The organism is Streptomyces sp. V1I1 (assembly GCF_030817355.1).
Taxonomy (GTDB): domain Bacteria; phylum Actinomycetota; class Actinomycetes; order Streptomycetales; family Streptomycetaceae; genus Streptomyces.
The window spans coordinates 3,842,794-3,868,085 of sequence record NZ_JAUSZH010000001.1 but is presented as its reverse complement, the minus strand read 5'-3'; the positions used below and the strand labels follow the sequence as shown (position 1 = coordinate 3,868,085).

Genomic DNA, 25,292 nt, shown 5'->3' with positions numbered 1-25,292 from the left:
TGGGAATCACCGGCCGCTTCCGGCGGACATACCTGCTGACCTGTGGAAACGACACGAATCGGGGTGTGCTCCAGCCTCGCCTTGTGACCGTGGTTGACCGGTGAACGCTGCCCTATCTGGTGCGTATCTGGTGCGCTCGCCGTGCAGGCGCATCCTGCGTCATTGCTGAGCTAGTGGGGCTTCCCCCGGGCCCGTCGTCTTCGCTTTTCCCTTGGACGGCGGAAGTTAGCACCCGGCTCTGACATCTGGCGCCAGCCGAGACGCACGGCCAGGGACCGCCGTGCCCGCCATGGGCGACAACCCTGATGGGCAGCCACATACTTGCGCACGGCCGCCGCCTTCCCCTCACGCCCCTGCCTCTACTCTTGAGGACTTCGGATTGATGGTTCACGAACAATCACGGAACGGAGCGTGCGGTGACCGCGGGGGAAGCGCATGGCGGAGAGCTGACGGGCAAGGTACTCGGCGGGCGTTACCGGGTGACCTCCATGATCGGGCGCGGCGGCATGGGAGTGGTCGCCCGGGCGGTGGACGAACTCCTGAACCGAGAGGTCGCCGTCAAGGTCCTGCGGGCTTTCACCGACACCTCCGCAGCCGAACTGGCCGACGTGCGGGCCCGGATGCAGCGGGAGGCGCAGGCCGCCGCCCGTATCCGGCACAGCGGCGTGGTCACCGTGCACGACGTGACGGAGGAGCAGGGCCTCCCGGTCATCGTCATGGAACTCGTCGACGGGCCCTCGCTCGACGACGTGCTGATGGAGCGCGGCACACTGGAGCCGCACGAAGCCGCCGCGATCGGCGCCAAGCTGATGGACGCGCTCGACGCCGCGCACCGGGCCGGCGTACTCCACCGGGACGTCAAGCCGGGAAACGTGCTGATCGAGCACGGCGGCAGGGTCGTACTCACCGATTTCGGCATCGCCAGCATGGAAGCCTCCGGCGACGACGCCATGGCCAAGCTGACCCAGAGCGGTCAACTCGTCGGTTCCCTCGACTATTTGCCGCCGGAGCGCGCGCAGGGCAGGGAGCCCAGTCCCGCGTCGGACATCTGGTCGCTCGGCATGACGCTCTACGCGGCCGTGGAGGGCACTTCGCCGTTCCGCCGCACGTCCGCGTGGTCCACCCTTTCGGCGATCGTCACCGAGCCCCTGCCGGACCCCCGCCGGGCGGGACCGCTCACGCCGGTGCTCCAGGCGCTGATGGCGAAGGAGCCGGAGAACCGGCCCACCGCGGAACAGGCGCGCGGCATGCTGGAGCGCGTCGCCTCGGGCGGGACGGTGCACCTCGCATCCGCCGCTCCGACGCCGACACCCGCTCCCACGGTGGGTCCCGGGGCTGCGGCCGCCGCCGCACCGGCCCCCGGGTTCGGTCCCCCGCTGTTCCCCCAGCCCGCCCCGCAGTCTGAGCCTCCGCACGCCGGCTACGCACAGCCCGACCTGCCGCCGACGCTGCCGCAGCACGGCGCGCCGGTCGCGGGCCACGCCGGAGTCCCCGCTCCCGAGACGAGCCGGACGGCAGCCCGTCGCGCACGGCGCCGCAGCAACCGCACCGTCGTCGCGGCAGCGGCCGCCGTCGTGCTCCTCGCCGCAGGCGCCGGCATCACCTACGCTCTGACGTCCCAACAGGGCGGCACGACCACGGACGGCGCACAGGCGACGCCGCCCGGCGTCTCCACGGACAGCCCCTGGCCGACCGGGGGCAGCATCCCGTCGTCCGCCGGTTCTCCCGGAACGTCCTCGAAGCCGTCGACATCGGAGGAGCCGGACGGTCACGAGGACGAGGAGCTGGGCCCCACGAAGAAGCCCGGCGTCGAAGGCGACAAGCCGACCGAGAGCCCGTCGGCCTCCCCAGAGACCAAGCCCAGCCCGACGGTGAAGGAGCCCACCCCGGTGTCGACGGCCTGCACCGGCTGGGGCCACGAGAACCGCAGCGACGGCTACGGCTACCTGGCCGAGACGTCCCACCTCTACACCGGGCCGTACGCGGAATGCCAGTACGTGACCGTGGTCAAGACCGGTGTGAAGCTCTACTACCACTGCTACATCACCAACGCCTACGGCAACAAGTGGATCTACGCCCGTATCGATGGGACGAACACCGAAGGCTGGGCCCACAGCACCAAACTCACCAAGGAGAGCGGCACCCTGCCCCGCTGCTAGGCGTTCCCAACCAGTGCTGTACAGGGGCGCAAGCCGCCACCGTGGTAGCCCCGCGACGGCCCGGACCGCTTCAGAGGCGGTCTTTGGCGGCCCGCACCAGCTGGCTGGACGGGGACGGTTGCTGCAGTTGCGGTACTGCGCTGCTGTAGCCGCGTGCTCAGTGCAGTCGCTCCGCCTGGTCGCCCTCGTAGGGCCCCGAGACTGCCCGACGATGCCGCATCCCCGTGGCTGGCATGATCCCCTGGAGGGGGCGGATGTGGACGTTGTGGAACTGATGGGGTGGCTAGCCGAGCGAGGGTGCTCGGTGGTCTTCAAGACTGACGGTGAGAGATCACGGGGGCATCGCTGGATGGTGATCGTCTCCGGTGGTGTCTTGGGCGCGGAGTCGTTCTTCAGGTCATGAGGCGTCCGCCGACGCTTGCCTTGAGGCAACTCTCGCGCACTTGGAAGGCTTGGGGATTTCGCCGTTCGCCTGAGGCCTGAGCTTGGGAATCACCGCCCCGGCTGCGGCCTGACCTGCGTGCACGGGGGCCAGGGCTAGCCCTAGGGCTCTTCCTGGCACCCGCTGTTGACCGTGGTTTACCGACCTGTCGGGCACGGATCGGGCACGAGCGGTGAGCACCGCTCTAGGCGTTCGATCTGGCAGCCCTCACCACTGGGCGCATCGTGGCCAACAGCTCTGCTGGTGACCGCCTGGTGCTGTTGGTGTCCGCCGTCGTTGATGTCAGCCATGGATGTCAGGCAGGGCCGGACGATGAGCTCACGGACGGCGGTATGCAGACCGGTCAACGCCGGGAGCAGGCTCACTGGTCAGCGTCAGGAAGCGCGGGTGGGCGGGGTCGCCGAGCTCCAAGAGAGCGAACCGGTCAACGTCGTGCCGGGGAAGCGGTGAAGGAACTGCAGGAACAACTCCAGCTCGTCGCTGGACAGCGGCTCGTCGTGTCTCTCGTCGCGCACTCCCTCACGATACGAGCCACAGCCACCGAGGCATGTGGAGGGCTGCCCTGTATGCCTGGCACCGATCTCTGAGACGTTCGCCCAGCTCATCCCGCCTGCGCGCGGCCGCCGTCACAGGGTGCAGGCTGACGCCGCTACCCCGACTGACCGCTACTGTCCGGCCGTTCTGGCACGGCAATGGCACGCAGGGGTACCTACCAGTCGCGCCACTTGTCGATGATCTCGTACCGGCCCAGTCCATGGCGCGCGGTGAGCGCAGGAACGTCCACGCCGCACTCTGTGAGCGCCTGGTCGATGTAGGCGCAGAGTTCTTCGCGTTCGCCGGTCTCGTAGGCGGCACCGTCGTGCTGATCATTGATTACGTTCAGGGCGAGCACCACCCGTTCAACTGCTTCGAAGACCTCATCGTCGGAGGGGCTGCGGAGCGTCTGTAGTTCGCTCTCGAACGCGCCGAGGGATTCATCGGTCGCGTCGAGGAGCGACACAGGGTAGAGGTCTGTCATGAACGCGTCCTCAGCGTTCAACGTGCCGGCGGCCACCTTGCTGGCCTCATCAGCCACTCCGTCGCGCCAGTCTTCGAGGGTCTCTCAGTCATGAGCGGGACAGTACAGAGGGACACAGACACTCGCTCCCGTGAGGGCAGAGAGCTTCCCGTCATGCTGGGACAGGCGCTTAGAAGGCGCTTGCTCACGTCGGTGTCGTTCACGGTGTGACCTGCCAAGCCGATCGCTGCGTGACTGTCGACACGCATTCGACAGGCAGCGACACCCCGGGACTTGAACGGTCCGCAGGCACGCGGTCTCGTCAGGACGAACCAGGGAGTGCTGAACTTACGGGCATGCAGGCCGTCCTTGTTGCGCTCATCGCTGTCGTCGGAACTCTGGGCGGATCCATCGTCAGTGGGGTCCTCCATAGGCGCCAGACGGATCGCGCAGCCCAACTGGATCGTCAAGAGCGCCTTAGGAAAGAGCAACAGGCGGTCATCTGCGATCTTGCCGAGGCCATAGTTGAGCTCCGTCGCCGGCAGATCTGGCGCTGGTCCACTAGACGGGATCACGGAAGAAGTAGTGACGCCTACCGCGAGGCGAAGGACGCTTGCTTCGAAGCACGCACACTGAGCAGAGCTCGCTTGCTCCGGCTTCGGCTAGCTGGCGTCCCGGACGCAGTCGTTCGACCAGCCACAGCCGCATTTGATGTATCGATCACCATCGAAGACGCGGCGGATCTCGGTGAGCTGAACCGAAGAGCAGAGCAATCTCTAGCAGCTATGGAGTGCTTCGTGACGGCGGCAGCCCACCACTGCTCCGTCTTGTAGCTCGGTCTGCGCTCACGGCTCCTGAAGCTCGTGCGTCACTGACAAAGCCGCCAGCCTTCAGTGGCTCATCGCAGTTGGGACATGCGGGCGGGGCATCGGACATGCTGCGCAACATACCTCGGCGCCAGGCCGCAGCGACATGAGCTTGGGAATCACGAGGGTGGAGTGGCATGTGTGCTGCCTGAGCTGCAGCATTGCGTGCTCCTGCTGGAATGTTCGGCCGGAGGTCGGCCCCGTCGTTGACCGTGGTTTGCCGACCGATCTGGCACGGGTCTGGCACGGCCTTGTGCGCGTCCGCGGAAACTGTGAGGCGGTTGCGAGGTCACCCCTGGCACATTGGGGCGACATGGATGAGGCGACCGACCCGCGCAACCCGGCTGGCATCCGCGTGGGAGACGTGTGCGAGGACCAGGAGGTAGGGCGTTCCCGGCGGCCGCCGAAGTGTCTGGGGCCGCAGGTCTCACCGAGATTTGCAATCTGGCTGCGGTGGGATGAGTAGCCCTTGATCGCCTACCAGTACGATCCCTTGTCCGTCAGCTCTGGGGCGGACGTATGACCGCCGACGTATCCGTGCAGTTCACGTACACCGTGACACCGCGGGAGATATCCGACGGGTTGAAACTTCAGATGCGGCACAGTCCGGTTGGCCGGTGGGGTTATCGCGTCCTGTGGGTTGTGGGCATCTTCCTCGGCCTGGTGATCGCGATCAACGTTGCGGCCAAGGGCATCGATTCCCCTGCCCTGGGGGTATTGCGGTTCACTGTGACCGTCATCGTCATCATGATCGCGTGCCGCTGGCTGATGGCTCTGGGCTTGCTCGGATACGCCAGGCACCTGGGCGAACATCGCGTCACGGTCGACCAATCAGGGATCGGCACTGTGTCCGAGCGCCATACGAACCACACACGTTGGGAGTTCTACGGGCGCTGCGTCGAGGGTCGCCGGGTCTTCGTGCTACTCACCCAGATGTATGGGGCGCCGGAGTGCTGATACTGCCCAAGCGCGGCTTGAGCGCGCCGCAGGACACGGAGCGCATGCGGGAGTTGCTCGCCGCCGCGCTGATCGACCAGCACTCAGTCCGGGCCGCGCGGCAGAAGGGCTCTGACCAGCCAGAAGAGGGCCCAAGTGGTGCGGAAGTGGTGCGCGACGCCTGAATCGGTCTAGACAAACACAAAGGCCCGGGTTGGGGATCATGTCCCTGACCTGGGCCTTATCTATTGGAGCGGGTGACGGGAATCGAACCCGCGCTCTGGGCTTGGGAATCAACGGCGCTTCCAGCGCCTACATACACTCTGACCTGGGCAGATGGCTGGCCCTCGCTCCGATAAAGGGGGAATCCTGGCACCCCTGTTGACCGCTGTTGACCACTCTGAAGGGCATGGATGGGGGACGAGTGCGGCGGAGGGTTGCCGTAGCTCTCCTGGGTGCGGACAGGACGTGCCTCTTCGCACGCCGGTTGAAGGGGGGCGAGGCTGACGCTGCGGGTGCAAGTCGATCAGCCGGCGAGGGGAGCCGGTTATCGGTGGCGCCTGCCGGCCAGCGACACTTTCGGTGCTCGCCGCTCCCGAGGCCCTGGCCACCGGCCGGTCCCTCCGGCCGCACGCGCAGGGCACCGGCCTCGCCACGGAGGACGGTGGGATTCGTCGCCGCTGGATACCTCCTTTCTCGCCGTGGGTACGCTGAAGGTGGGTGTTCTTCATGGAATGGCTGACGCGGCTTCCTGTGATCGCACGGCTGATGCGTACGCACGTGTGGCGGGCGTTCGACCGGCTGGCGACGGTCCACTGGGCCCGGCTCGCCGCCGCGATCACCTTCACGAGTTTCGTCGCCCTCTTTCCGCTGATCACCGTGGGCGCGGCGATCGGCGCCAAGCTGCTGAGCGAGGACCAGCTCGGGAAGCTCCAGGACAAGATTGCCGACCAGGCGCCGGGCCTTTCCGGCCTGCTGGACCTGGACAGCCTCGTCGCGCACGCCGGGACCGTCGGGCTCATCGCGGGCGCGCTGCTGCTCGTGATCGGCATCAACTGGGTCGGCGCTCTGCGCGGGTGCCTGCGCGCGGTGTGGGAGAAGGAACAGGACCCGGGAAATCCGATCCTGCTCAGGCTCAAGGACACCGGGGTGCTGGTCGGTCTCGGCGTGGTCGGGCTGGTCGCGATCGGCAGTTCGGTCTTCGCGAACAGTGCGGTTGGCTGGGCTGCCGACAAGGTCGGGATCGAGGGCGGTGCGGGACGGGCGGTGCTGTTCTTCGCCGGCTTGGCCATCGCCCTGCTCGTCGACTTCCTGCTGCTGGTCTACCTGCTCACCCGGCTGGCGCGGGTGCATCCCGGCCGGCGTGCGGTCGTGGTGGCCGGCCTGATCGGTGCGGTCGGCTTCGAGCTGCTCAAGTGGTTGCTGACCGGCTATCTGCAGGGCGTCGCGGCGAAGAGCATGTACGGCGCCTTCGCTGTGCCGGTCGCCGTCGTTCTGTGGATCAACCTCATGGCCAGGCTGCTGCTGTTCTGCGCCGCTTGGACGGCGACGGCGGTGCAGCCCGGTGAAACTGCCGAGGGTGAGGGCCCGGATCCGAGGGTCAGCTCCGCAGCCGACGACGCACCACAGGGGGCGGCGGCCAACAGCGGCGCATCAGCAGCACCGCGCCGCACGGCGCCTCCAGCGCGCGGCCCGTAATGCTGAGCGCGGTAGCCGGTCAAAGCCGCTGATTCGCGTGTTTGCCTTGCCGGTCAGGCTGGTCGGCCCCTGGCGGGTTCCACCGCCGTCACAAGAACGGCGACCGTCACCGGGCCGGGGCGTCAGCCTGCGCCACAGCGGCCGCCGAACACCTCGGGCTGGTGAGCCGTTCGGGTCCCTTCCCGGCATTTCGCCCCGACGGCTCCGTTCACTCGCGGTTTGCTGTCGTGGTGCGGGGGAAATCCGAGGCCGGTGCTCCCAGCCCGCCTGCGTACGCGGTCGCACCTTCGAGGAGATCGCCGAGGACAGTCGAGACAGGGGCCCAGGATGCATCGCGACAAGCTCGGGATCTACCTGAATGACCACCTGGCCGGTGCCACCTTCGGCATCGGACTCGCGCGGCGCATCGCCCACCAGCACCGCCACTCGGCACGCAGCGCCGACCTGCAGCGCATCTCCGACGAGATCGCCCAGGACCGGCAGACCCTGCTCGAACTGATGGACGCACTCGGCGTCCCCGCTCTCCGCTACAAGGTCTACGGTGGCTGGGCGGCCGAGAGGCTCGGGCGCCTGAAACCGAACGGCGTCCTGTACCGGCGCTCCGGGCTGAGCACGTTCATCGAGCTCGAGACCCTGCGGCTGGGAGTCGAGGGGAAGACCTTGATCTGGCGCACGCTGCTCGTCGTGGCCGCGGGCGAGCCCCGTCTGGATGAATCCCAGCTGCAAGATCTGCTGGACCGGGCGCGGGGCCAGATCGACACGCTGGAGAAGCTGCGCCTCACGGCAGCGGCGGCGATCTTCTCCCCCGGAGTGCGCAGCGTGACTTCAGACAGCCCGTGACTACGGGCGACGTCGTCGCCCGTAGTAGTCGACTGGCATACCGATGAAGCCTTCCGATGCCGCAGGCCGGTTCATCTCTCTTCGGACGGCTGCGCAATTTGATCCGCCATTTGTCGGTCGGGCGCGGAGGCAGTTCAACGATCTCGAAATGTGGTCGCGTTCGCTGGGCTTCGGCTCCCTCGGGCTCCTCACTCTGGTGCCGCTGCTGCAGCGGTCCCGGCGGCATTGCGCTCCAAGGCGCAGGAACAGTCGGCTCCGGCACTGATTCCGGGTCGGCCAGGCGGATCCGCATCGCGCCCGGCCGGACCCCGGACACTCCAGAGGCCGCGCGGCTCGGTACCTCGGAGGCCGCGCGCTCGGTGATCCAGGCTGCCGGAACCTCCCCGATCCGGCCGCTCACGTGGCAAGCCCCGGTCCCATGCCTCCCGCATGCCTGGAGCATTGCCAAACAAACGGACCTAATGTGGAAAAACAGGCCGCAGGCTCCTCTGCTTGGAAAGGGACGACCGGCCATGACCGATACCGGACAGCAGAACCGGCCCGATAACTCCAGCACGGAGTCCGAGGGTGACAGCGCCAGGAAGAACGTCGGTGCGAAGCGCGGCGGCGACCCCGGCACCCGGGGCCGGACCACCATCGCCGACGGCGTGGTCGAGAAGATTGCCGGAATGGCGGCCCGCGACGTGGTCGGCGTCCATGCGATGGGCAGCGGAGTCTCCCGGGCCTTCGGCGCCGCACGGGAACGTGTGCCCGGCACCACCAAGTCCGTCTCGCGCGGAGTCAAGGTCGAAGTCGGCGAGACGCAGACGGCGATCGATCTGGAGATCGTCATCGACTACGGCGTCTCGATCACAGATGTGGCGGGTGCCGTGCGGGAAAACGTCATCTCCGGCGTCGAGTGGATGACGGGCCTGGAAGTCGTGGAAGTGAACATCGCCGTCAGCGACGTGCATCTGCCCGACGAAGAGGACGAGGAGGAAGACCAGGCACGGCTCCGGTAGCCGACCTGGTGACCCACGAAGGAGCGCAATGAGCTTTGCCGTGGTGGGCTTGTTTGTCGGGATGGCGCTGGGCGGTGATGGCTTGTGCGTCCAAGGGGCGGCACCGGGAGCTGTGACCCCAACCCTCCGGTGCCTTCGTCCTGGCCGGCCGTCGGACGCCTACTCCGAGTAGCCCGCCGCGTGGATCTCAAACACCGGCCCGGCAGCTCCTTGGCTCCCCGCCGTGGTCCCAACCGGCTGGCCGGGCCGCTGCCATGTGTGTTGCCGGCCCGAGCGGAGCGCGGCACAACCTGATGGCGCAGGGGTCAATGCGGCACGGGTAGGTAGACGGTGAGCGCGCGGGGTGACTTGTCGAGGATGAGCGTGTCGGCGGCCTGGCTTACTTCCCCGTCGCGGGCGTAGTCCCCTTTCTCTCCCATGCCGCCGATGCGCAGCCGCGTCACGGTGGTGGCTTGGTAGACGCGGGAGCGGGCGAGGGTTCCGGTGAGGAAGGCGGTGACGAGGCGGGTGCGGGCGAAGGGGTGGCGGCCGTCGACGGCACGGATGTCGAGCAGCCCGTCATCGAGGCTGCGGCGGTAGGAGGGGGCGAAGCCGGGCGGGTCGTAGCGGCCGTTGCCGGCGAAGAGCAGCCACAGACGCCGGTGTTGTCCGTCGATGGTGACTTTGCTGGGGGTGCCGTCGGCGAGAACGCGGAGCAGGCCGACGCAGAGTGCGGGCCACTTGCCGAGGTACGTCTCCCGGGCTTCGCGGGCCCGGACGAGTTCGGGGTAGGAGCCGATGCTGAACGTGTTGAGGAAGTACGTGCTGGGGCCGGCCGCGCCCGCACTGCCACCGACGGTGATGCGGCCAAGGTCGACGGTTCCGCCGCAGCCCGCCTCCACGGAGTCGGCGGTGGATTTGAGGGTCGGTAATCCGAGGTCGGTGGCGAAGTGGTTGAGGGTGCCGGCGGGGAATACCGCCAATGGCAGGCCGCCTTCAGCGGCCAGGACTGCTGCCGCATTGACAGTGCCGTCGCCGCCGGCGATGCCGAGCGCGCCACCGCGGGCGCCGACGTCCTTGACGGCCTGGCCGAGCACGAGTTGTAGGTCGTGCCCTCCCTTGCAGAGCCGTATGTCCGCCTCTGGCAGGAGGGTCCGCAGTTCGATTTCGGCGGGGACGTCGCTGCCCGCGCCGCTGTTGACGACTGCGATCAGTCCCTGTCCTGCGGGAAGCGCCGGAACGGGGACGTTCGGCCTGGCGGTCTCGGCGGGCTCGTCCGGGTGCAGTGGCCACCAGCGGCAGGTAGCTGCCGCGATGCCGATGCCGACCGCGACGCCGGCGAGTACTTCACCGGGGGAGTGCCCATCGGTGCGAGCGCGGGAGGCCGCGACTCCTGCGGCGATGGGAATGAGGGCAGCTCCCAGCCAGGGCGACTCCAGGGTGACGGCGGTCGCGAAAGCGGCAGCGGAGGCCGCATGCCTGGACGGGAACGCCCTGGTGATGGGCTGTCGGAGAAACCGGTGGATGGACGGTACCGAGTCGGCGGAGAGCGACTGCGCGGCGATGTTGACCGCGGCGCAGGCGAGGACCACTGAGCCGGTGCCGCGCAGGGAGGCGCGACGTGCCCTGCGATTGCCGGACAGGCTCATTACGGCCGCCCCGGCCAGCCACAGCACGCCGTGATCGGCCCGGCCCAGGCGCGGCACTACGCGTTCGATGAATCGCACGTCGCGTTCACGGAGGTGTCCCATCCCGGCCGAGTACCCGCAGCGGTGGCGAACAAGCGGGCGCCCGGGGGGTGAGGACGCGTACCGCGCGCCGTGTCGGAGATCCTCAGCGAGGTCGAACCGGCCTGTCCGGCCATTACGCGCCTGGTGGACGAGCGCCGCCGATCATTGTTCGGTCATGCGTCTCGGGCGGCGCTGATTCCTGGAGAAACTCTGTTTGGGGGTGCGTTGTCCGGGAAGGCGACCTGTGTGCTTCGGACCGGAGGCACGCCCGTGGGAGCAACTCTCGCTGCTCCCCAGCGTGCTGCGGTCTGTCGGCTCCCACGGTGAGTGATGACCACCGATCCAGGGAGGCGCGTGCCCATGACGCACGTACGTATGCACAGCACCCGGACCAAGCACCCTCATGACGACGCCCCGGACACGGCGGCCGCGTTCCGCCGTATCGCATCTCTGCCCGACGGCCCGGAGAAGTCCGCGCTTCAGCAGGAGGTGGTGTGTGCCTGGATGCCGATGGCCGTACGGCTCGCACGGCGGTTCCGCAACCGCGGAGAGTCCTTCGAAGACCTCAGGCAGGTCGCCCAACTGGGCTTGGTCAAGGCGGTTTCCCGCTTCGACCCGGATTTCGGCACCGCCTTCGCGAACTTTGCCGTACCGACGATCGTCGGTGAGGTGAAGCGGCATTTCCGCGACTGCCTGTGGGCGGTGCATGTGCCGCGACGCGTCCAGGAGCTGCGGATGGAGGTCCGCTCCGCCGGCAATGAGCTGTGCCGTTCGCTCGACGACCACGGGCCCCCGGTATCCGAGATCGCCGCGCACACCGGCCTGACCGAGCAGGAAGTGCGGCTGGGCCAGGGGGCTCTGGAGAGCTTCACCCCCCTGTCACTGGAAGCCCCCCAGGTCCCCTACGAGGACGACTACTCACTGGCCGAAACCCTCGGCTGTGCGGAACCCGGCTTCGACCGGGTCGTGGACCGCGAGGCGCTCCGGCCGCTGCTGCGGGCGCTGCCCGAGCGTGAACAGCGGATTCTCTACCTGAGGTTCTTCTGCGAGATGACGCAGATCCGTATCGCCGAACAGCTCGGTATCTCCCAGATGCACGTCTCCCGTCTGATCATTCGCACTTGCGCGCAGCTGCGCGACCAGGTGATGGCCGGCGCCGCCTGAAAGAGCTGCCCGCGCTGGGCGTGCGAGCGCGGGGCACAGCCTCGCTCAGCGGGAAAGGCGCCATGTGGTTGTGCAACCGCCGTGGCGAGGGTCAGGTGCCCAGGCCGGCGAGGGGTTCGGAGTCGTCGATGAAGGCGCGGGCGAGGTCAGACAGGCGGCGGTTGTGTGCGCGTGCGTAGCCGCGCAGTGCGGTGAAGGCCTGCTCCATGTCGATGCCCTGGCGTTCGGCGAGTTTGCCTTTGGCCTGTTCGATCAGTACGCGGCTGTTCAGCGCGGTCTGCAACTGTTCGTTGAGGACGTTGCTGCGGTGGGTGGAGCGTTGTTGCAGGAGGCTGATGGTGGCGACGTCGGCCAGGGCTTGGGCGATGGGTGTGCCGACCGGGTCGAAGGGGCCGGGGTGGGTGCGGAAGAGGTTGAGGGCGCCGACGACCTCGTCCCGCAGGCGCATCGGCACGGCTTGGACTGCCGTGAACCCGCTGTGCTGGGCCTGCGCGACGAAGCGCGGCCAGCGGTCGGCCTGCGTGCGCAGGTCGGGGACGATCACCGGTGCGCCGGTGTGGAAGCATTCCAGGCAGGGGCCTTCGTCGTTCTGGAGCTGGAAGAGCTCGAGCAGGCGTACTTGTTCGTCGGAGGCGGCCATGACGCGGAGTTCGCCGTCCCGGTCGGCGAGTAGCACTCCGGCCGCGCTGGCACCGAGCATGCCGACGCACCGGTCGGTCAGCAGGCGCAGGAAGTCGATCAGGTCGAAGTCGGCGACCAGGTTGTCGGCGAGTTCGACGAAGGTCTTGGCGAGGAGCTGCTCATTCATTGTGGACACCCTCTGTTGAGGCTAGTCCCGCCGGGGAGGGGCGGGAAGTGGAGCGCAGTGCATCCATCGGCCCGTGCGGGAGTGTCAGGCATCGTCATCGCCTTGATCTGGATCCGTGTTCGGGAAGAAGCTGAGACGGCGGGCGACCACGTCGGCGGCCACCTCAGCGAGCCGGCGCTCTTGGGCATAGGCATAGGCGCGGAGCCGGACGAAGGCTTCTTCGATGCCGACGCCGAGTTGTACGGTGAGGATGCCGGTGGCCTGGTCGATCTCGGCCCGGTACGCGCCCAGGTCCTCGAAGCGTCCGTCCAGCAACATTCCGCCGGCCGCCGCGCCTGTCTCGTCGATCTGCGTATCGAGCAGGACCAGAGTCGCGATATCGGCGAAAGCCAACGCGTCGGCCAGCTCCTCCCCATCCAACTGGACCGGCACTCGGGAGTACAGGTCCAGAACTCCAGGACTGATCGCCCCCATTTGCAGGGGGAGCGCGAAGACGGCCAGTGCTCCGGCTCCCAAGGCCGCATCGGCGAACACGGGCCAGCGGTCCTGCAGTTCATCGGTCCGCAGATCCGGCGTCAGAACGGCGGAGCTTTGCGTGAAGGCATCCACGCACGGCCCCTCGCCGAGGGTGAGTTGCAGTTCCTCCAGCTGCTGGCTGATGTCGTCGGTGCTGCACAACGGATGGCTGGCCGCGGTCTGGGACATCGCGGACACCCCGGCCCCGCCGACCGGCAGCGCGGCCACCGCCGCGGTGCACACATCCATTACGCCGACCCGGGCACCACGTCGGGCTGCCTGCTCGGCGACCAGCGCCTGGATCCGCGCCGATCGGCTTTGAGGCATCACCCGGGCCACCGAGTCCAGGCATGGCGGGCAAGCCCGTTCAGTCTCAAGGCCGTTCGCTCCCCGACGGGAAGAACCAGCGCACGGAACATGGTGGGGCCGGGCGGCTTACGGATCTCTCCGATGTCCCGCCAGCCCCAGGACCTGAAGGCAGCGAGGGACGGGTGGTCGGCCTCATCGACCAGAGTGACACCGAGCGACGCCTGGTGGTCGGTCAGCAGCCGCTGCTGCAGTCGGTGGGCGATGTCATCGTCCTGCTCGTGCGGAGCGACCAAGATCTTGTTGACCGCGAAGACATTGTCGGACTCGGTGAGTTGCTCGATGCTGGGCGGGAGTGCCCCGTCGAACCCGCGCCACCAGAAGCTGTCGCTCCTCACGGGGAATCCGAAAGCACATCCCACCAAGGCAGTTGACTCCGCGATGGCCATGGCGAACCCCGGCCTCCGGATGTCGCCACTGAGGCGGTACAGGAACTCTTCCCGGCTGCAGCTGCGGTGTCCCTCACTCGGCGACAGGTTCGAGGACTCCAGGTATAGATCCGCCAGATCCTCACACAGCTCCTCGGCCTGCCAGCGGTTCACCCGGCGCAGCCGCACCGCGTCCATGGCAGACGAATCGGGACCATCATGTTTCCGCGGCTGCCCCCGCCGGGACCAGGCCATCACAGCACACCGCCCGAGAGGGCAGGCACGACCGGGGCAGGCCGACGCGGCGAGGCTGGAGCAGTCGGGACGGGTCCGCCCTGGAGAGGAGCGAGCAGGCGTCCGAGCGGGAGGCCGCGGAGCAAGAAGCCGGAGTCGGTGAGATCGACGAGCCGAACCACCAGCGGCCGCGGGTAGTGCAGTTGGAGTGATCCACCGGCTGCGGTGGTCCGTTGTGACGCGTGGAGGAAAGCGTTGAGGCCGCTGCAGTCGCAGAAGGCGACAGCGGTGAGGTCGATGTCGATGGTGCGGATGCCGTCGCGCAGGCACTGCTCAAGCGATTCGCGCACCAGCGGGGCTGTGTCGATGTCGATTTCACCGGCCAGGGTGAGCAACGCCCGGCTCTCTCTGTCGTGCCGATAGACCTTCAGCTGCGGAATGGGCATGACGCCTCGGTTCAGGAGACCATCCGGGCAGCGGCCGCGGCGATGCCGGACTTCCGGCTCCTCCTGGCGCGCTGCCGGTCGGGGCATACTTTCGGCGGAGGCAGGCGAATGACCGGTCCTGCAGCCTGTGTACCAGGACAGGGGACCCACCCAGTTCCCTCCAGGGGGATGCGCCGGGTGACCGGACGGAAGATCCGCTCCCCGCAGCCATCTGTGTTGAGCAACAACATGCCGCCGGGGTCTGGGACGTCCACACAGCAGCATAGTCCTCAGCCCGGTCCCGTGGGCGGCCGACAGCCCTTGTTCTCAGGGACTGGACTGCCCTGGAGGCGGCAACGCGTGCACATATCCGTTGCACCGCACGGGTGGCTTCGTATGACGGGAGCATCACCGACATGCCGCACACGTCCGCGGGAATGTGATCGCAGCGGTGAACCAAAACGGGTCTCGAAGTCGTCGAGGTCAACACCGCCCTCAACGACGTTCACTTGCCGGACGACAGGCGGAAGAGACCACCGAGAGCCGGGTGCACTGGCGCCACGCTCCGACGGGGGGCGCGCCCGGTCGGCACCCCAGCGGCCCTGTGGCCGGAGCTGCCTACGAAAGGTAAGGCCGTCGCCTCGCTCAGCGCCGACGTCCGCGCCTCCTGGGGGACCATCCGGACCCCACGCCGCCCGAGTGCACAGCGAGGAGGGCAAGCCCGACAAGCATCAGACTCGTCGGGCTGAAGATCGCCTCGGTCGCCGTCTCGGTGACGTGAATGACGAAGGCGATGACGAAGAGCGCGGCCGCCGCGAATGCCAGCATCTGACTTCTCCTGCCAATGGACGGCGAACCACACGTGATCCCGGTGGCTGCGCCGCTATCGGTCGTCTTCCCTGTTGAAGGCCGAGCATTCGTTGGCGACGAGCGTGTGCGCGGTGCCCGGCTGCGGGGGCCGTACACCACTTCGCGCGCTGGGCGCGCAGGCACGCCACCCAGGATGAGGCCGCCCGAGGTCACCAGGACGCGGCACAGTCGTGACGCAACAGGCGCATATCCCTACCGGGCCCCTGCGGGCCCGTCTACGTCTCACGGTGGGGGACCTGGTCCCCTTCGACGGCGTGTTCTCTCCCGTAGCGGACATGCGCGCCTTTCGTCGTACCACCCGGGTCCTCCTCTTCGAAAGTCATGCGTCGGCTGTCACTGGTGGCTGTGGGCGGATCGGCCACCGCCACGGACCGCGAAGCTGAGGATCCAGATGGCCAGGAGTACGACCGCGACGTACCAAAGGATCAGCATCGGTAAGCCGAATCCGAACAGAATCAGCAGGAGAAGAAGAATCCAGAGAAGCATGGTCGGGCCTCCAGGTCGCGGAAAATTTCCTGTGTTCCGCGGGGTCCCGGCGAAGCGGAAGGAGGAGGACTTCGCCCGGAGAATCCGAAGCGTCATAGCCCTGCACCGTCGTCGTCAGTCAACGCCGGGCAACGTCTCCTGTCAACGGATCAGTAGGACTGGGGAGTTCTGGGGCTTGAGTTCGAGGTTGCTGGTGTGCGAGGCGCCTCGGGGGAGGTCAGGCCCGACCCGGCCGGTGGCAGGAGACATGGTCCTCCCACTGGGACAGGGATGGTGGCAGCCTCCCTTTCCAGGACGAGCTGAACCCTTCGTCGTAAAGAAACGGGCGTGAGCAGTGCAGCTCCGGCCACATGGCCCGAGGCGGCACCGCTTCCTCGCCCGGTGAGAATCTGATCGATCAGTAACGTCGGTCCATCGGGGTGACAGGTGCCGATCGGACGCTGCGGATCATTCGAGGCGGGTGGGAGTCATGCAGTCTGCCGCCGGCGCCGCGGCTCGGAGATCAACAACTGCCTCCAAGTTCAACGCCGACGGCCTCCCGCTCCGACCTGCATGGCCGGCCACTCACATGCGCAGCAGCCGCTCGGTGATCTCACGGTACTGCCGTAGTGCGAGCCGCAGTTCCTCTGTCTCCGCTTCGGTGTCCTGGCCCTGCCAGCTCGCTCGCAGGACGCGCCGCCGTTCAGCGAGTGCCTCGGTGAGATGGGTGGAGACTTCGTCGAAGGCGCTGTCTGCCTGCTCCACCGCCTGGCGCGGGTTCTCGACGAAGTTGTTGAGGGCCTGCTGGAGGCGGATGGCCAGCTTGTCCCGTTCCCCCTGCGGGAACAACTGCTGTTCCGAGCCCCGGGTGCGGGCGGGGCTGTCGGCGCTGCTGACCGGATCGCGCGGTTGCCGGGCCGATTCGGTGCGAGGTGCGTGCGGGGCGTTCTGCTCAGCAGGAGCCGGGCTCTGGGCCGGGGGCTGCCGTGCGTGCTCCGCGTTGTACGTCATCGCGTGCCACTTCCCTTCGCGTGGTGTCGGCTACGAGTCCACGGCGTGTGTCGATGGTCGTCGGGGGATTGCTGACGGCGTCGGCCCGAGTCGGCCGACTGTTCTGTGATCAGTGCGTCGAAGAGGCCTCGGGCCTCGACCATGGCCTCCCGCATCTCTTCCGTGTCGTCTTGGCCACGCGCCACCGTGTGCACCCTGAGGTAGCCCTCGACATGGTCGGCGTGGTGCACCGAAATCGCGGCCGCCTGCTCCTCGAACTGCTCGCCGTCGGGGAAGCCCCGGTCCTTCGCCAGCCGCGCCAGCAGCGCGTCGGCCTCGGTGACCGCCTTCTGCGGCGACTCCACGAACTGCTTCTGGATTCCGGCCCACTGGGCCACGTACTGCTCGCGGGCCTCGTGCGGCAGCGGCTGCTCATCGAGGGACCCGTGCCGCTTCACTCGCTCGCCGAGTTCCCGCTCTGCCGCCTTGGTGTCGCCGTCGTGGCGGGCGACGGCACGGTCGTACTCGGGTCCGAAGCGCCGCTTCAACCCGCGGCCGCCACCGCCCCGGCCGAGTCCGGCGAAGAGGGCGGCGGCCACGACAATGACGGCCACGGCAATGATCACGGCCGTGAACATGGCTGTCCTCTCTGGCTCTTGTGTTGTAATTCGCTCTGCTGCATTCCCATCAACCCTGTCGGCTCGTGCCCCGCATCGGTGCCTGCCGGGTGATGTCCACGCGACGTGACCACCACCCGGGGCGGTGGTGGTCAGCGCCTGAAGGCGTCCTTGGCCTTCCCGCCGGACTGCTTCAGGTTGCCGGCGACTCGGTCGGTCTTCCCTTGCCTCTTCAGCCGCGGGTTGCGGGTGGCTCGGCCAATGCCCTCCGTGATCCGGCCCTTGAGTTCCTGTGCCTTGTTCCTGATCTTCTGTTCAAAGCTCATGACTGTCCTCTACTCGTCACTGGGGTGGGGCTCCCGCGCGGGATTGCCGTACAACTCGCCATTCCCGCGGGCGGGACGGGGCCTGGTACGGGCTACCCGCGGCTTCTGCCGTATCGACGCCCGCCTCGACTGCGACCACCACGGCGGCCGCGCATGGCGAACCCGGCGATCCAGACGACCAGCAGTACAACCGCGACGTACCAGAGGATTTGCATGGTGAAGCCGAACCCGAACAGAACCAGGATCAGCAGTAGGAGAAGAATCCAGAGCAGCATGGCTGCGCCTCCACGCGGTCACAGGGACATGTCCTGCGTTCCGCGGGGGCTGGGCGAAGCGAAGGTGAAGGCTTTGCCCGGGGAATCCGGAGCACCACAGCCCTACGCCGTCGGTGTCAGTCAACGCCCGTCGGCGACCCCTGTCAACGTGCCCGAGTTGCTGGGGAGTTGTGCTGGGGCGGTTGGGGCCGCTGGTGTCGACGGAGCCTCGGCAAGGGCTTCAGGCGGCTCGGCCGGTGGCAGGACATGGTCCTCCCACCAGGACAGGCCCATCACGGTGCCGAGCAGGATGAAAGGGAGTGCAGCCGGAACGATCAGCGCGTACATGTGTACCGCCAGTTGTCGGATACGTGCGACGTGGCGGGCAGGGGAAGAGGTGCCCACATGGGGCGCATCGAGGCGGCGCCGAGATCGCATAGCGACGGCGACTGCGGAACGGCCACGCTCGTGAGGCGCAAGGTGCGCCCCCGAGGGAGCGCGGTAACTTCACGACGCTGCCGGGGGCCCGGGCCGCACCACACAAGCTAGTCGTCGACGCACACCCTGAACAGGCGTCAGGGGCATCCGGCGACGGGCAGGGCTGTCCCACGCAGGGCTGTCTACGGCGTACGGGCAGGACTGCGCTGGTCGGAGAGTCCCGAGCCCCCGGCAGCGATGACGTGTTCCGCTCCGAGGAACTCGTGGCGCACAGAGGGGCCGGTTTCTCCCCCATCGCCCTGGGTGCTCTCCACTTGGGGGAGGCTGCGCAGAGATCACCTTCGGGAGCGCGATGCGAAGCCCATGAGCGGTCGCAGCGTGCGTGCGCTGGTTTCGGCGAGCAGACAGAGACACACTGAGGAGTGCGTAGGCCACAGGCCCGAGTCCAAGTGCTGCTGCCAGATGAACGCGCACGCCCCGAGCCTCGGGGCCTCACGAAGGGACCCAGGATGATCCAGGTGGGCGATATCCGCGACTGGCGCGGCCACGACGTCGTCGACCGCGACGGCCACAAGATCGGCATGCTGGAAGCGATCTACGTGGACACCAGCACCGACGAGCCGGCCATGGCGACCGTCCAGGTCGGTCTGCCCACCCGTCACCGACTGGTCTTCGTACCGCTGGACGGCGCCACCGTAGGGCCGGGTCACGTCAGGGTCGCCCACGACAAGGCGTTGGTGAAGGAGTGCCCCTCGATCGGCACGGACGACGTCCTGCCGTCTGAGGAGGAGGAACCGATCTTCCGGCACTACGGCCTGACCTACCAGCCGGGCACCGACGGTGAGCGGCAGCTCGCCCGGCGCTGAGCGCCTGCTCCTACGAAGGAGGCATCCGCCTCATGGTCCTGTTCCTTCTCGTGCTCGTCGTGGCCATCGTGCTGGGCATCATCGGAGTGGCCGTCGAGGGCATGCTCTATCTGCTCTCCATCGGCGTCGTGCTCCTCGTCGCCGGTGTGGCGTACCTCGCTGTTCGCTCCGCATTGGGCTCACGCCGACGCCCGGTCCGCTGACGCGTCGGCTCACACTCTGTCCGCCGAGCGCCGAACGTCGCCCGAGAGTACCGCCGGGTGGCCGCACGCCTGTTGCGCGTGCCGACGCCGCGGGAGGGTGGTCGTGCCGACGTGCGGCAGGGCGAAGACCGGTCCGACTGCCGGGTCGTGCTGCCAGGAACGGATCGGGATGAAACTCAGGGGCCTGCACCCTCTACCAGTAGTGCCGTCGTCCGCGGACCGCGTGACCGAGCGATCCCAGGATCCACAGGACGGCCCCGATGGCGACCAGAATGATCCCGATGGTCCACAGGATGGCGATGTTGGCCACGAAGCCGATGACGAGCAGGATGATTCCGAGGACGATCATGGTGTCCTCCGATCTCGCGGAGTAAATCTCCCTGCCTCGCTGGTCCCAGCCCGCTTTCGGGACAAACTCTTGCACGGTGTTCGGATGCCGACGGCCCGCCTGTGACAGTGGCTTCCTTGACGGTGCAGATCTACCGTAGGGAGATACGAAGCAGATCCTTGGAGCGCGTCATGATCGTCATCCTCGGACTCATCATCCTGCTCGCCGCGGTAGTCGTCGGCGTGGCCGGTGTTGTCACCAACAGCGGCAGCGCGCATGAGCTCACCGGCGGGTTCTCGGTATTCGGCTTCGACGTGACCGGCTCCACCGGCACGCTTTTCCTTTCCGGCATGATCGTCGGGGCGGCGGCCCTGTTCGGGCTGAGCCTGCTCCTGACCGGTGCACGCCGCACCTCTCGCCGGGGCAGCACCGGGCGCCGCGGACTCAAGCAGTCGCGCCGCGAGACGGCTGCGGCCGGCCAGGGTCGCGACGACTTGATCGACCAACGAGAGTCCGCCCGCGCGGAGACGCCGAATGCGCGGGGGAACGATTCACCCCAAGGCGATCGCCCTGTCGCTACGGACGGGGGTCGTCGGAGCAGGCCGCACTGGTTCGGGTATCGATCCGCCCCCCAGTAGGCCGCCGCCGCACGCGCAGGTCGCTCACCGGCAGGCGGCCGCCGATGTCCCCCCTCGCACCCCAACAGAAACTCACCCAGGTGGCCACCCATGAGTATCGCGAAGAAGATTGCGCACAAAGCCGAGGCGGTGAAAGGCGGCGCCAAGAAGACTGTCGGTCGCATCACCGGCAGTCGGCGCCTGCAGGCCGAAGGCCGCGGTGGTCAGGCGAAGGGCAACATCAAGCAGGCCGGAGCGAAGATCAAGGACGCCTTCAAACACTGACCACTCAGCCCCGCACCAGCCGGTGGAGCGGCACCAGGTCAAGTCCCGCTCCCCGGCACCTGGAGAAGGGGCGGGCGTAGGCCCGGAACTCCTTATTTGATGTGCACCTCGTTGGGGCCGGTGATGTGCGGCTGGGCGCCTATTTGGGCCAGGTCCTCCAGCTGTTCGCGCATGAACTCGTCCCCGAGCTGGTGTCAAGTAGGCGTCTACGCCCGGCAGCACGAGTCGACAGGGGGCGCTATCCGCAACCCGTGGGCAGGGCTACGCTGCTCGGTGAGGCCCCAGCCCCCGGCAGCGATGACCTGTTCCGCTCCGGGGAGGCCCGCGATGTTCGTTCTGCTTCTCACCTTCGTCGCGGCTCTGATCGGCTTCGGCTTCCTCAACCCCATGTGGTGGGTGGCCGCAGCCGTGTTGATCTTTAGCCTCGTCCACTACGGCCGCGGTGATTCCGGGCACCGGGGCCATGGCGACGATCCCGATTACCGGGACTACCGGGATCAACAGGACCGCTGGGACCGCCGATACAGTCGGCAACGCCGGAGCCGATGGAATCGCCAGGACCGTCGGGACCACGATCATCACAGGTGAGCGATGGGGTGACCCTGTATCCAGACGCTCAGGGGTGTGCTTCGCTCCGGCCGGACGCTATGACTGCGCTGCGAGGTATGCACCATGCGTCAGACGATCACGATCCATGAAGAGCAGCGGACTTTCACGGCTGTGGGCTCGGTGGCAGACGCCGCTCTGGTCGCGGAAATTCTGGAACTGCAGGCCGAGAATGAACAGTTGAGGCGGGCGCTGGCCAGCCGTGCGGTGATCGACCAGGCGCGTGGCATGGTGATGGCCCTGGCACCGTGTTCCCGTGAGAGGGCCTGGGGCCTGCTGGTGGACGTATCGCAGCACTGCAACGTCAAACTCAGGGACGTAGCCGCGGCCCTGGTAGCCACCACGGAGGACGAGGCCCTCACCGACGCCATGCAACAGGCGCTGCGGCATGCCTTGGGCCGCCTTCACGCAGCGGACCGGCGGTGACAGCGAGCGCCCGCCAGGCGGCACCGGAAGTTGTGACCTCGACCCTCCGGTGCGTTCGTCCTGGCTGTCGCTCCGGAGCGGGGAATCCCGCGGTTCCGAGTTCCCGGCGTTCGAAGGTCGGGGTGTTTGGTGACGTGCGATGGGGGGACTCGGCCAGCTCATCGCGCCCGGGTGCCCGCGGTGATGGGCCGACGGGTCGTTAGGGCCGGGCCGGTGGTCGGGTGCTGAGCAGGCGTTCGAAGAAGGATCGGTATTGGCGCAGGGCCAGGGGCAGGTCCTCGATGGAGACCTCCTTGCCGCGGTGCCATTGGCTTTCAATCCCCTGCTTGTGGTCCGCGAATGTGGTGGCAAGCAGCTGCATCACCTCGGCGACGAGCCCGTCTGCCGCAAGCACCGACTGCTGCGGGTCATCGACGAATCCCTGCCGGATCTCCTGCCACCTGGTGCGGAGGCCTTCTGTCTCCTGGGGCCCGAGGAGCGGGGCAGTATCGGGCTCCGGCGCGGACGCGTCGTGTTCGCGCCGGCTACGGCGTCCGGCTCCCCTCCGGCCATCGCGGCGAAGAGCATGGACGGCGACGGCGATGCAGGCCGGCGAAGCAGCCGCAGGCGAGGGCTCGGGTCCCGGGGCCGAACCCGCAGTGAGCGACGCACCCCGGCCGCCAGCGGAAAGCAACGGCCCTCAAACGGCACCGCGCAGGCACTGATGCCGGGCTGTCCACGCCGCTCCGGCGGTGACTGCCCACGGAAACCCACCGGAGGGCTTGGGCTCCTGCCCGAGTCAGGCGTGACCAGCTCCGGGATCTCACCCTTGCCGTTTCAGTGCATGTGCCGCGCGTGGGAACTCTTCATGCACCAGCCGGCCGACCAGGGCACCGCCGAAGACGACGACGCCCACGCCGACCAGCCAGGACTGGATGACCAGGACGGTTCCAATGGCCCCGTAGGTAACAGCGTTAGATGCGATCAGCGGTGAGAAGACGAGCCGGGAGAAGACCCTGAGACCGAGCAGCCCGATCACGGTGGCCACCGCGCCGGGAAACAGGGCGCGCCAGCGGACCCGCCCGCCGAGCAGCAATCGCTGGGACCACCAGAAGAACAGGACGGCGCTCAGCGCAGCGGCGAACGCACCGGCTGGGGACTCTCGCCGCAGAGTGGTGGTGGCGGAGACGAAGAGGTAGCCGGTGAGTACGCCGAGCCACACCACGTGCCGCCACCTCGCCCACCAGCGGGCCGACGGCAGGTCCCGTACCTTCTCGTAGCCGGCCTGCACCGCCGCTCCGAAGGTCAGGCCGAAGACGGCGAGGGCGGCGATGCCGAACGCGGTCGTGGCCCGCAGCGCCCGGCCGGGCCGGGTGAACAGCTGCTCCACCTCTTCTCTGGAGGCGGTCGACACGCCGAGTCCTTCCCCCAGCCACTGCGCGAACCCCCGCCCGTCCTGCTGATCATCGGCATCGTGCTCCTCGGGGCCGATCTGGCCTTCATCGCCGTGCGATGGTCCCGGCGCTCTGGTGGGCGCCCCCTCCGATAACACCGGTGGCCGACGGCCGCTTTGTGACAGCGAATTCGCACACCCCACGCACTGGGTGACGCAGCTCACGGATAATGCGTCTCATCATTCGAGACAGCTGCTCGCCGATGGGGTGTGAACGGCATGTCAATGCCCCTCTGGGCAGGGCATTTTCGCGAGATGGGGCACGCGGAGGGCACGGAGGCCCCAAAGGGGTCTAGACAACAAGCAAGGCCCAGGTTGCTGACCTGGGCCTTCGTTGTGGAGCGGGTGACGGGAATCGAACCCGCGCTCTGAGCTTGGGAAGCTCATGTTCTACCATTAAACTACACCCGCGCGGAGGGCCGTCGACCGGCACCGCATCGGCGCACACTCTACCTCATCGCAGGCCCCCGGCGAATGACGCCGTGGGGCCTGTGTGCTCTCCCGTGGCCCGATGCGGCTGCGGGGCGCGGGAGTTGAGGCGTACCTTTGAGCGACGGAGTGCCGCTCGTTGGTGCGTCCCGTTGATCCCTTAATGTGGGTGTTCGTCCGCATTCTTGGGGAAGGGACTCGATGGACTTGATGGAGCGCACCGTCGTCCGCTGTGCCGAGGGGCACGTCTTCACTACCGCTTCGTTCCCGATGCAGCAGCTCGGCGCCGACCGGATCGGGCCCGGGCGGCTCATCCGGTGTCCGCGTTGTGCGCGGCTTCGGAATGTCGTGCCTGTGGAGACGGCCAAGCGGTAGGGAACGCGGCGGTCAGGGGGCGCGTGGGGCTGTCCGATTGGGGTGGGCCCGCGCGCTCTGCGTATCCTCGGGGCGTGCTTCTCTCAGACAAGGACATCCGGGCCGAGATCGACGCCGGACGGGTGCGCATCGACCCGTACGACGAATCCATGGTGCAGCCCTCGAGCATCGATGTGCGGCTCGACCGCTACTTCCGGGTGTTCGAGAACCACCGCTATCCGCACATCGACCCCGCTGTGGAACAGGCGGATCTGACCAGGAGGGTCGAGCCGGAAGGGGACGAGCCGTTCATCCTGCACCCCGGCGAGTTCGTCCTGGCCTCGACGTACGAGGTCATCTCGCTGCCTGACGACCTCGCCTCGCGGCTCGAGGGGAAGTCCAGTCTCGGGCGGCTCGGGCTCGTCACGCACTCGACCGCCGGCTTCATCGACCCCGGGTTCTCGGGGCACGTCACGCTCGAGCTGTCGAATCTCGCGACGCTGCCGATCAAGCTCTGGCCCGGGATGAAGATCGGCCAGCTGTGCATGTTCAAGCTGAGCTCGCCGGCCGAGTTCCCGTACGGGAGCGAGCGCTACGGGTCCCGCTACCAGGGGCAGCGCGGGCCCACGGCCTCGCGGTCGTTCATGAACTTCCACCGAACACAGGTGTGAGCCATGAGTGATGTCCGCGAGAACCTGACGTACGAGAGGTTCGGCGGCGCGATCCGCGAGCTCGCGCAGACCATCGCCGACGACGGCTACGAGCCCGACATCGTGCTCTCCATCGCGCGTGGCGGGGTGTTCGTCGCCGGTGGGCTGGCGTATGCGCTCGACTGCAAGAACATCCACCTGGTGAATGTGGAGTTCTACACGGGCGTCGGTACGACCCTCGAAATGCCCGTCATGCTCGCGCCCGTACCGAACACCATCGACTTCTCGGACAAGAAAGTCCTCATCGCCGACGACGTCGCCGACACCGGCAAGACGCTGAAGCTCGTGCACGACTTCTGTGTCGACCACGTCGCCGAGGTGCGCAGCGCCGTCATCTATGAGAAGTCGCAGTCGCTGGTCAAGTGCGAGTACGTCTGGAAGCGCACCGACGAGTGGATCAACTTCCCCTGGAGCGTCTTGCCCGTAGTACGGAAGTCTGGCGAGCCGATCACCCCGTCGAGGGAAGCCCTCTGACCTGGTCATATGATGTTGGTGTCAGTCGCTGATGTCGTCAGGAACGCAGGACTTTGACGCCCCGCCGGTGAGA

Annotated in this window: 31 protein-coding genes and 1 tRNA gene; 15 read left to right on the top strand and 17 right to left on the bottom strand. The window is 67.7% G+C overall.

All coding sequences use genetic code 11. The features are described 5' to 3' along the window. The first annotated feature begins 416 nt into the window (after positions 1–416). Positions 417–2,159 carry a serine/threonine-protein kinase gene (locus tag QFZ67_RS18145; RefSeq protein ID WP_307662135.1) on the top strand — a complete coding sequence of 581 codons (1,743 nt, stop codon included), beginning with the start codon at positions 417–419 and terminating at the stop codon, positions 2,157–2,159. Positions 2,160–2,975: 816 nt separating this feature from the next. On the opposite strand, the gene QFZ67_RS18140 is transcribed toward QFZ67_RS18145, so the two are convergent. After that, positions 2,976–3,116 (bottom strand): hypothetical protein, encoded by a 141-nt coding sequence (locus QFZ67_RS18140; RefSeq protein WP_307662134.1) that lies wholly within the window; start codon positions 3,114–3,116, stop codon positions 2,976–2,978. 194 nt (positions 3,117–3,310) lie between these two features. Further along, on the bottom strand, positions 3,311–3,676 hold the full coding sequence (locus tag QFZ67_RS18135; protein WP_307662133.1) for a hypothetical protein: 366 nt from the start codon (positions 3,674–3,676) through the stop codon (positions 3,311–3,313). Between the two features lie 1,307 nt (positions 3,677–4,983). On the opposite strand from QFZ67_RS18135, the gene QFZ67_RS18130 reads away from it, so the two are divergent. From QFZ67_RS18130 to QFZ67_RS18110, 5 genes are all read left to right on the top strand, one after another. After that, positions 4,984–5,421: a hypothetical protein gene (locus QFZ67_RS18130; protein WP_307662132.1), complete on the top strand. Its 438-nt coding sequence runs from the start codon at positions 4,984–4,986 to the stop codon at positions 5,419–5,421. After that, positions 5,415–5,585 carry a hypothetical protein gene (locus QFZ67_RS18125; RefSeq protein ID WP_307662131.1) on the top strand — a complete coding sequence of 57 codons (171 nt, stop codon included), beginning with the start codon at positions 5,415–5,417 and terminating at the stop codon, positions 5,583–5,585. The genes QFZ67_RS18130 and QFZ67_RS18125 overlap by 7 nt, the downstream gene beginning before the upstream one ends. Before the next feature lie 544 nt (positions 5,586–6,129). After that, complete coding sequence (locus tag QFZ67_RS18120) at positions 6,130–7,098, top strand: YihY/virulence factor BrkB family protein (protein WP_307662130.1); 969 nt, start codon at positions 6,130–6,132, stop codon at positions 7,096–7,098. 327 nt (positions 7,099–7,425) lie between these two features. Beyond that, positions 7,426–7,938 carry a hypothetical protein gene (locus QFZ67_RS18115; protein ID WP_307662129.1) on the top strand — a complete coding sequence of 171 codons (513 nt, stop codon included), beginning with the start codon at positions 7,426–7,428 and terminating at the stop codon, positions 7,936–7,938. A gap of 512 nt (positions 7,939–8,450) precedes the next feature. Then, the gene (locus tag QFZ67_RS18110; RefSeq protein ID WP_307662128.1) at positions 8,451–8,939 is read left to right on the top strand and encodes an Asp23/Gls24 family envelope stress response protein; all 489 of its coding nucleotides are present in this window, start codon (positions 8,451–8,453) and stop codon (positions 8,937–8,939) included. 305 nt (positions 8,940–9,244) lie between these two features. Here the strand turns inward: QFZ67_RS18110 and QFZ67_RS18105 are convergent, their stop codons facing one another. Beyond that, positions 9,245–10,645: a diacylglycerol kinase family protein gene (locus tag QFZ67_RS18105; RefSeq protein ID WP_307662127.1), complete on the bottom strand. Its 1,401-nt coding sequence runs from the start codon at positions 10,643–10,645 to the stop codon at positions 9,245–9,247. 363 nt (positions 10,646–11,008) lie between these two features. Here QFZ67_RS18105 and QFZ67_RS18100 point away from each other — a divergent pair, with 363 nt between their 5' ends. Then, entirely contained in the window at positions 11,009–11,812 is an 804-nt protein-coding gene (locus QFZ67_RS18100; RefSeq protein ID WP_307662126.1) for a SigB/SigF/SigG family RNA polymerase sigma factor, read from the top strand. A gap of 91 nt (positions 11,813–11,903) precedes the next feature. Here the strand turns inward: QFZ67_RS18100 and QFZ67_RS18095 are convergent, their stop codons facing one another. From QFZ67_RS18095 to QFZ67_RS18050, 10 genes are all read right to left on the bottom strand, one after another. After that, entirely contained in the window at positions 11,904–12,620 is a 717-nt protein-coding gene (locus tag QFZ67_RS18095) for a GAF and ANTAR domain-containing protein (RefSeq protein ID WP_307662125.1), read from the bottom strand. Between the two features lie 84 nt (positions 12,621–12,704). Further along, positions 12,705–13,463 carry an ANTAR domain-containing protein gene (locus tag QFZ67_RS18090; protein ID WP_373430229.1) on the bottom strand — a complete coding sequence of 253 codons (759 nt, stop codon included), beginning with the start codon at positions 13,461–13,463 and terminating at the stop codon, positions 12,705–12,707. Then, positions 13,463–14,068 (bottom strand): hypothetical protein, encoded by a 606-nt coding sequence (locus QFZ67_RS18085; RefSeq protein WP_307662123.1) that lies wholly within the window; start codon positions 14,066–14,068, stop codon positions 13,463–13,465. Before QFZ67_RS18085 ends, QFZ67_RS18090 begins: the two co-directional genes overlap by 1 nt. 56 nt (positions 14,069–14,124) lie before the next feature. Beyond that, positions 14,125–14,550, bottom strand: a complete 426-nt coding sequence (locus QFZ67_RS18080) for an STAS domain-containing protein (protein ID WP_307662122.1) — start codon at positions 14,548–14,550, stop codon at positions 14,125–14,127. Positions 14,551–15,174: 624 nt separating this feature from the next. Next, a complete protein-coding gene (locus QFZ67_RS18075; RefSeq protein ID WP_307662121.1) occupies positions 15,175–15,357 on the bottom strand; it encodes a hypothetical protein in 183 nt (60 codons plus the stop codon). A 375-nt stretch (positions 15,358–15,732) separates the two neighbouring features. Then, complete coding sequence (locus QFZ67_RS18070) at positions 15,733–15,885, bottom strand: hydrophobic protein (RefSeq protein WP_307662120.1); 153 nt, start codon at positions 15,883–15,885, stop codon at positions 15,733–15,735. A 564-nt stretch (positions 15,886–16,449) separates the two neighbouring features. Continuing rightward, positions 16,450–16,875 carry a hypothetical protein gene (locus QFZ67_RS18065; RefSeq protein WP_307662119.1) on the bottom strand — a complete coding sequence of 142 codons (426 nt, stop codon included), beginning with the start codon at positions 16,873–16,875 and terminating at the stop codon, positions 16,450–16,452. Beyond that, on the bottom strand, positions 16,872–17,492 hold the full coding sequence (locus QFZ67_RS18060; RefSeq protein ID WP_307662118.1) for a hypothetical protein: 621 nt from the start codon (positions 17,490–17,492) through the stop codon (positions 16,872–16,874). Before QFZ67_RS18060 ends, QFZ67_RS18065 begins: the two co-directional genes overlap by 4 nt. A gap of 131 nt (positions 17,493–17,623) precedes the next feature. Further along, on the bottom strand, positions 17,624–17,797 hold the full coding sequence (locus tag QFZ67_RS18055; RefSeq protein WP_274560874.1) for a CsbD family protein: 174 nt from the start codon (positions 17,795–17,797) through the stop codon (positions 17,624–17,626). Between the two features lie 92 nt (positions 17,798–17,889). After that, the gene (locus QFZ67_RS18050; protein WP_373430228.1) at positions 17,890–18,069 is read right to left on the bottom strand and encodes a hydrophobic protein; all 180 of its coding nucleotides are present in this window, start codon (positions 18,067–18,069) and stop codon (positions 17,890–17,892) included. Positions 18,070–18,998: 929 nt separating this feature from the next. Between QFZ67_RS18050 and QFZ67_RS18045 the strand changes: the two genes are divergently transcribed. After that, complete coding sequence (locus QFZ67_RS18045; RefSeq protein WP_307662116.1) at positions 18,999–19,355, top strand: PRC-barrel domain-containing protein; 357 nt, start codon at positions 18,999–19,001, stop codon at positions 19,353–19,355. Between the two features lie 32 nt (positions 19,356–19,387). Next, complete coding sequence (locus tag QFZ67_RS18040; RefSeq protein WP_307662115.1) at positions 19,388–19,558, top strand: hypothetical protein; 171 nt, start codon at positions 19,388–19,390, stop codon at positions 19,556–19,558. A gap of 193 nt (positions 19,559–19,751) precedes the next feature. Here QFZ67_RS18040 and QFZ67_RS18035 read toward each other — a convergent pair whose 3' ends face one another. After that, a complete protein-coding gene (locus QFZ67_RS18035; RefSeq protein WP_307662114.1) occupies positions 19,752–19,907 on the bottom strand; it encodes a DUF6131 family protein in 156 nt (51 codons plus the stop codon). A gap of 170 nt (positions 19,908–20,077) precedes the next feature. Here QFZ67_RS18035 and QFZ67_RS18030 point away from each other — a divergent pair, with 170 nt between their 5' ends. The 4 genes from QFZ67_RS18030 (at position 20,078) to QFZ67_RS18015 (ending at position 21,820) form a co-directional block, all read left to right on the top strand. Next, positions 20,078–20,524 carry a hypothetical protein gene (locus QFZ67_RS18030; protein WP_307662113.1) on the top strand — a complete coding sequence of 149 codons (447 nt, stop codon included), beginning with the start codon at positions 20,078–20,080 and terminating at the stop codon, positions 20,522–20,524. Positions 20,525–20,614: 90 nt separating this feature from the next. Next, complete coding sequence (locus QFZ67_RS18025; RefSeq protein WP_307662112.1) at positions 20,615–20,788, top strand: CsbD family protein; 174 nt, start codon at positions 20,615–20,617, stop codon at positions 20,786–20,788. 327 nt (positions 20,789–21,115) lie between these two features. Continuing rightward, positions 21,116–21,376 (top strand): hypothetical protein, encoded by a 261-nt coding sequence (locus QFZ67_RS18020; protein ID WP_307662111.1) that lies wholly within the window; start codon positions 21,116–21,118, stop codon positions 21,374–21,376. Between the two features lie 84 nt (positions 21,377–21,460). Further along, positions 21,461–21,820 carry an ANTAR domain-containing protein gene (locus QFZ67_RS18015; RefSeq protein ID WP_307662110.1) on the top strand — a complete coding sequence of 120 codons (360 nt, stop codon included), beginning with the start codon at positions 21,461–21,463 and terminating at the stop codon, positions 21,818–21,820. A 199-nt stretch (positions 21,821–22,019) separates the two neighbouring features. Here the strand turns inward: QFZ67_RS18015 and QFZ67_RS18010 are convergent, their stop codons facing one another. The 3 genes from QFZ67_RS18010 to QFZ67_RS18000 all read right to left on the bottom strand — a co-directional run bounded on the left by QFZ67_RS18010 (position 22,020) and on the right by QFZ67_RS18000 (position 23,663). Next, the gene (locus QFZ67_RS18010) at positions 22,020–22,214 is read right to left on the bottom strand and encodes a hypothetical protein (protein ID WP_307662109.1); all 195 of its coding nucleotides are present in this window, start codon (positions 22,212–22,214) and stop codon (positions 22,020–22,022) included. A gap of 408 nt (positions 22,215–22,622) precedes the next feature. Further along, positions 22,623–23,291, bottom strand: a complete 669-nt coding sequence (locus QFZ67_RS18005; RefSeq protein ID WP_307665879.1) for a ribonuclease BN — start codon at positions 23,289–23,291, stop codon at positions 22,623–22,625. A gap of 298 nt (positions 23,292–23,589) precedes the next feature. Further along, positions 23,590–23,663: transfer RNA gene (locus QFZ67_RS18000), tRNA-Gly, on the bottom strand. A 467-nt stretch (positions 23,664–24,130) separates the two neighbouring features. On the opposite strand from QFZ67_RS18000, the gene dcd reads away from it, so the two are divergent. Both dcd and QFZ67_RS17990 read left to right on the top strand, forming a co-directional pair. Further along, the gene (gene dcd / locus QFZ67_RS17995) at positions 24,131–24,706 is read left to right on the top strand and encodes a dCTP deaminase (RefSeq protein ID WP_307662108.1); all 576 of its coding nucleotides are present in this window, start codon (positions 24,131–24,133) and stop codon (positions 24,704–24,706) included. 3 nt (positions 24,707–24,709) lie between these two features. Then, a complete protein-coding gene (locus QFZ67_RS17990) occupies positions 24,710–25,219 on the top strand; it encodes a phosphoribosyltransferase (protein WP_307662107.1) in 510 nt (169 codons plus the stop codon). Positions 25,220–25,292 lie beyond the last annotated feature (73 nt).

Coding starts and splice junctions, on each gene's coding strand:
- QFZ67_RS18130 (WP_307662132.1), top strand. CDS start 4,984: ATGACCGCCGACGTATCCGTGCAGTTCACGTACACCGTGACACCGCGG.
- QFZ67_RS18120 (WP_307662130.1), top strand. CDS start 6,130: ATGGAATGGCTGACGCGGCTTCCTGTGATCGCACGGCTGATGCGTACG.
- QFZ67_RS18115 (WP_307662129.1), top strand. CDS start 7,426: ATGCATCGCGACAAGCTCGGGATCTACCTGAATGACCACCTGGCCGGT.
- QFZ67_RS18110 (WP_307662128.1), top strand. CDS start 8,451: ATGACCGATACCGGACAGCAGAACCGGCCCGATAACTCCAGCACGGAG.
- QFZ67_RS18100 (WP_307662126.1), top strand. CDS start 11,009: ATGACGCACGTACGTATGCACAGCACCCGGACCAAGCACCCTCATGAC.
- QFZ67_RS18095 (WP_307662125.1), bottom strand. CDS start 12,620: ATGAATGAGCAGCTCCTCGCCAAGACCTTCGTCGAACTCGCCGACAAC.
- QFZ67_RS18090 (WP_373430229.1), bottom strand. CDS start 13,463: ATGCCTCAAAGCCGATCGGCGCGGATCCAGGCGCTGGTCGCCGAGCAG.
- QFZ67_RS18085 (WP_307662123.1), bottom strand. CDS start 14,068: ATGGACGCGGTGCGGCTGCGCCGGGTGAACCGCTGGCAGGCCGAGGAG.
- QFZ67_RS18080 (WP_307662122.1), bottom strand. CDS start 14,550: ATGCCCATTCCGCAGCTGAAGGTCTATCGGCACGACAGAGAGAGCCGG.
- QFZ67_RS18075 (WP_307662121.1), bottom strand. CDS start 15,357: ATGCTGGCATTCGCGGCGGCCGCGCTCTTCGTCATCGCCTTCGTCATT.
- QFZ67_RS18070 (WP_307662120.1), bottom strand. CDS start 15,885: ATGCTTCTCTGGATTCTTCTTCTCCTGCTGATTCTGTTCGGATTCGGC.
- QFZ67_RS18065 (WP_307662119.1), bottom strand. CDS start 16,875: ATGACGTACAACGCGGAGCACGCACGGCAGCCCCCGGCCCAGAGCCCG.
- QFZ67_RS18060 (WP_307662118.1), bottom strand. CDS start 17,492: ATGTTCACGGCCGTGATCATTGCCGTGGCCGTCATTGTCGTGGCCGCC.
- QFZ67_RS18055 (WP_274560874.1), bottom strand. CDS start 17,797: ATGAGCTTTGAACAGAAGATCAGGAACAAGGCACAGGAACTCAAGGGC.
- QFZ67_RS18045 (WP_307662116.1), top strand. CDS start 18,999: ATGATCCAGGTGGGCGATATCCGCGACTGGCGCGGCCACGACGTCGTC.
- QFZ67_RS18040 (WP_307662115.1), top strand. CDS start 19,388: ATGGTCCTGTTCCTTCTCGTGCTCGTCGTGGCCATCGTGCTGGGCATC.
- QFZ67_RS18035 (WP_307662114.1), bottom strand. CDS start 19,907: ATGATCGTCCTCGGAATCATCCTGCTCGTCATCGGCTTCGTGGCCAAC.
- QFZ67_RS18030 (WP_307662113.1), top strand. CDS start 20,078: ATGATCGTCATCCTCGGACTCATCATCCTGCTCGCCGCGGTAGTCGTC.
- QFZ67_RS18025 (WP_307662112.1), top strand. CDS start 20,615: ATGAGTATCGCGAAGAAGATTGCGCACAAAGCCGAGGCGGTGAAAGGC.
- QFZ67_RS18020 (WP_307662111.1), top strand. CDS start 21,116: ATGTTCGTTCTGCTTCTCACCTTCGTCGCGGCTCTGATCGGCTTCGGC.
- QFZ67_RS18015 (WP_307662110.1), top strand. CDS start 21,461: ATGCGTCAGACGATCACGATCCATGAAGAGCAGCGGACTTTCACGGCT.
- QFZ67_RS17990 (WP_307662107.1), top strand. CDS start 24,710: ATGAGTGATGTCCGCGAGAACCTGACGTACGAGAGGTTCGGCGGCGCG.